We start from the raw sequence: 3004 nt of genomic DNA, 5'->3' as shown, positions 1-3004 counted from the left end.
ATCCGCCGCCCGTGTTCAATTAGTTTTGGACCCATTCGCTTTTCAAATTTTAAGCTCATGCTAAAACAGTTCCCCGAACTGTTTTACTTCCAAAACTCCCGAGTGCTAGAAACATGATTGTTTCTAGCACTTTTCTCACAGCGGAAAGTTTTAGTAGATGACTGAGTAATTCTAATAAATAAATTTTTTAAAACTAAAAGTTTATGTACAATTGACTTAACATGAGCTAAACAATTGATACAACTGAATTAGAAGCATAAAGTACATTCTTTAAGGAGAGTACTTTATTTTTGTTTTGTACATTATTCTGGAGTGGTATTTTGTATGTTTTCTAGTACATAATATCCTCTAATCTGAGAAATTAATTTGTACATTATTTTCAATGATAATCAATGTATAATAAAAAATTTAAAGTTCAAATTCTGAAACTACTTTCACATATAAATAATTGAATATAAATTGCTGTAGACCTATAATAAAGATAGGGATAATAAGAATTCTTCCTAGAAAGGAGTATACTGTATCCTAAGAGTCAGTATTATTAATAAATCATGAAAAAAATAATTATTTTTATCTTGTTAATTTTCTTAATCCTTTCTATTATTGCAATTTATACATACTACATGTTCTAAAAAATAAAATAAAGAGATATTTTTGACACATGTAATATAATCAAATTGTTGAATAAATAGCTCAAGAATACACTAAATCCCTAGAAGACAACAGTCCTCTAGGGATTTTTTACGTCGGTTTTTGATTAAAGTGTATTTTGGAGCTGAAAATGGTTTATCCTTTTTGGATTATGGATAATTGAAAAAAATTTTAGTTTTCACTTAAATAAAGTACATAATTAACTCTAAAAAAATTTTTGGTTACTTTTTGTGTTTTATAGAATTTATTAGATTTGTAAAAAAACAGTTTGTCTATACTCTTAGAGGAACGGAAGCCTCTTTTTTGTATGAAAAAACTGAAGTCGATGCTTCAGTCTTTTGGTTAATGTGCGAAGGTATCGATTCCTAGAAGCAGGGAAAGAGTCCCCATGATGAGGCCGGCTAGAATTACTCCGAGCATGACTGCGAGGCTACTGCGTTTGAAGTCCCAGTCAAGGATAGAAGCTGCAAGGGCACCGGTCCAGGCACCAGTCCCTGGTAAAGGAATGCCGACGAATAGGAGTAGGGCCCAGAAGATTCCCTTGTCTCCTGCAGTTTTTTCTAATTTCTGTCCGCCTCTATGCCCCTTATTGAGACACCAGCTAAAAAAGCCTCCGATGATCGGTTTTTTTGCGCCCCAAGTGAGGATATGGCGGGCGAAAAAGAAGATCAGAGGAACAGGGAGAAGATTTCCGATAACTCCGATCAGAAGCGCTGTCCATAGTGGAATGCCATTTGCAATGGCAAAAGGGATGGCTCCGCGCAATTCAACGAGGGGAACCATGGAGATCAGGAAGGTAAAGATATATTTCATTGGTTATGCCTTTCGATTAGTCTTTTACATTCTATCGTATCTTTTCTCAATTGACAACTATGATCTTTTTAAATCTTTTATCTTGACTTTCTGGTGGAGGAAGCATATAATAAAGACATAGTTAATTAGAATCATTATAAAAAGGAGAAACAACATGACAACTATGAAACATGAAGCAGCTACTGATGTAGCAACTTTTGCACCATCTAATAAAGAAACTCTTCCAGAAACAAAAGTCCTCTTGAACCAAGTCGTAGCAGATCTCTACGTCGCTCACATTGCCCTTCACCAAGTACACTGGTATATGCGTGGACGTGGCTTTATGGTTTGGCATCCAAAAATGGATGAATACATGGACAGCTTGGATGCAACCTTGGATGAAGTGAGCGAACGCTTGATCACTCTTGGTGGTGCGCCATATTCTAGCATGACTGAATTTTTGGAACACAGCAATATTGAAGAACGCCGTGGAACATTTACGAAAAATGTAGAAGAAAGCTTGACACGTGTTCTTGAAATCTTCCATTACCTTGATGGCCTTTACCAAAAAGCTTTGGATGTTACAGATGCTGAAGGCGACGATGTAACCAACGATATCTTTGTTGGGGCTAAAGCAGAACTTGAAAAGAACATTTGGATGGTGGCTGCTGAACTTGGTCAAGAACCAGGATTATAAGATCATAAAAAAATAGAAGCCGTTGGCTTCTATTTTTTTGGTTCGTAGGAGATTTCCACTAATTAAAGGAATTCTTAATCTAACTATAGTTGGAGCGAAATCGAGGTCTATCGCTCCTCTTTTTTTGGTATAGTTAATATGTGATTTTCTGTAAGCGCTCGCAGGTAGAAGAAAGCGCTTACAAATTTAATTGTTAATCCTAAGAGGAGGTTTTTATGGGAAAGTCTTTTTTTGAAAAGCGTCCTGTTTTTAGTATTCGTAAGCTCTCAGTTGGAGCTTGTTCTGTTGTGATTGGGATTTCTGCCTTGGGTCTTTCAAGGGTCCATGCGGAAGAAAAGCCAGCCTCGAAAGTGAACCGACTTCGATTGAGACACCAAGTGTTGTGACGGAAAATTCAGAAGTGGAAGTTCCTGAAGCTGGTGCAAGGGTTTCAGAAGCTCCAGCTGTCATCACCCCTACCAGAGTTGAGGAAAAGCCAGCGCCTCAAGGCGATGGCCAGCCCGTTTCAGCTTCATCTGAGCGTGCTACAGGAACGGAAGAAACAGCTGCTCCAGACCAAAATCGTGTAGCGGAGGATATTGTGCAAGATCGAGAACGTGATTTTAATAAAGATTGGTATTTTAAATTAAATGCAGCTCCTGGTGCAGAAGGGCGTCAAGTGGATGTCAAGGATTGGAAAAAATTAGATCTTCCTCATGACTGGTCTATTTTCTTTGATTTCGATCACAACTCTCCTGCTCAAAATGAAGGTGGGCAATTAAACGGAGGGGATGCTTGGTATCGTAAGACCTTCCGTTTGGACGACAAAGATCTAGATAAGAAGGTTCGCTTGGAATTTGGCGGGGTTTATATGGATTCTAAAGT

Annotated in this window: 2 protein-coding genes and 1 pseudogene; 2 read left to right on the top strand and 1 reads right to left on the bottom strand. The window is 37.7% G+C overall.

From position 1 onward, the window contains the following. Positions 1-993: 993 nt before the first annotated feature. Positions 994-1464: a COG2426 family protein gene (locus SPADD19_RS08975; RefSeq protein ID WP_049492554.1), complete on the bottom strand. Its 471-nt coding sequence runs from the start codon at positions 1462-1464 to the stop codon at positions 994-996. A 154-nt stretch (positions 1465-1618) separates the two neighbouring features. Between SPADD19_RS08975 and SPADD19_RS08970 the strand changes: the two genes are divergently transcribed. Both SPADD19_RS08970 and SPADD19_RS08965 read left to right on the top strand, forming a co-directional pair. Then, positions 1619-2140, top strand: a complete 522-nt coding sequence (locus tag SPADD19_RS08970; protein ID WP_061455828.1) for a Dps family protein — start codon at positions 1619-1621, stop codon at positions 2138-2140. A gap of 215 nt (positions 2141-2355) precedes the next feature. After that, positions 2356-3004, top strand: a pseudogene (locus SPADD19_RS08965) (YSIRK-type signal peptide-containing protein); the annotation flags it as partial.

Source organism: Streptococcus parasanguinis (assembly GCF_001578955.1).
In the GTDB taxonomy this organism is placed as follows: domain Bacteria; phylum Bacillota; class Bacilli; order Lactobacillales; family Streptococcaceae; genus Streptococcus; species Streptococcus parasanguinis_U.
This window is presented reverse-complemented; position numbering and strand designations above follow the sequence as displayed.

What these genes read in the sequence shown, in the direction of transcription:
- SPADD19_RS08975 (WP_049492554.1), bottom strand. Translation starts at nt 1,464, where the DNA reads ATGAAATATATCTTTACCTTCCTGATCTCCATGGTTCCCCTCGTTGAA.
- SPADD19_RS08970 (WP_061455828.1), top strand. Translation starts at nt 1,619, where the DNA reads ATGACAACTATGAAACATGAAGCAGCTACTGATGTAGCAACTTTTGCA.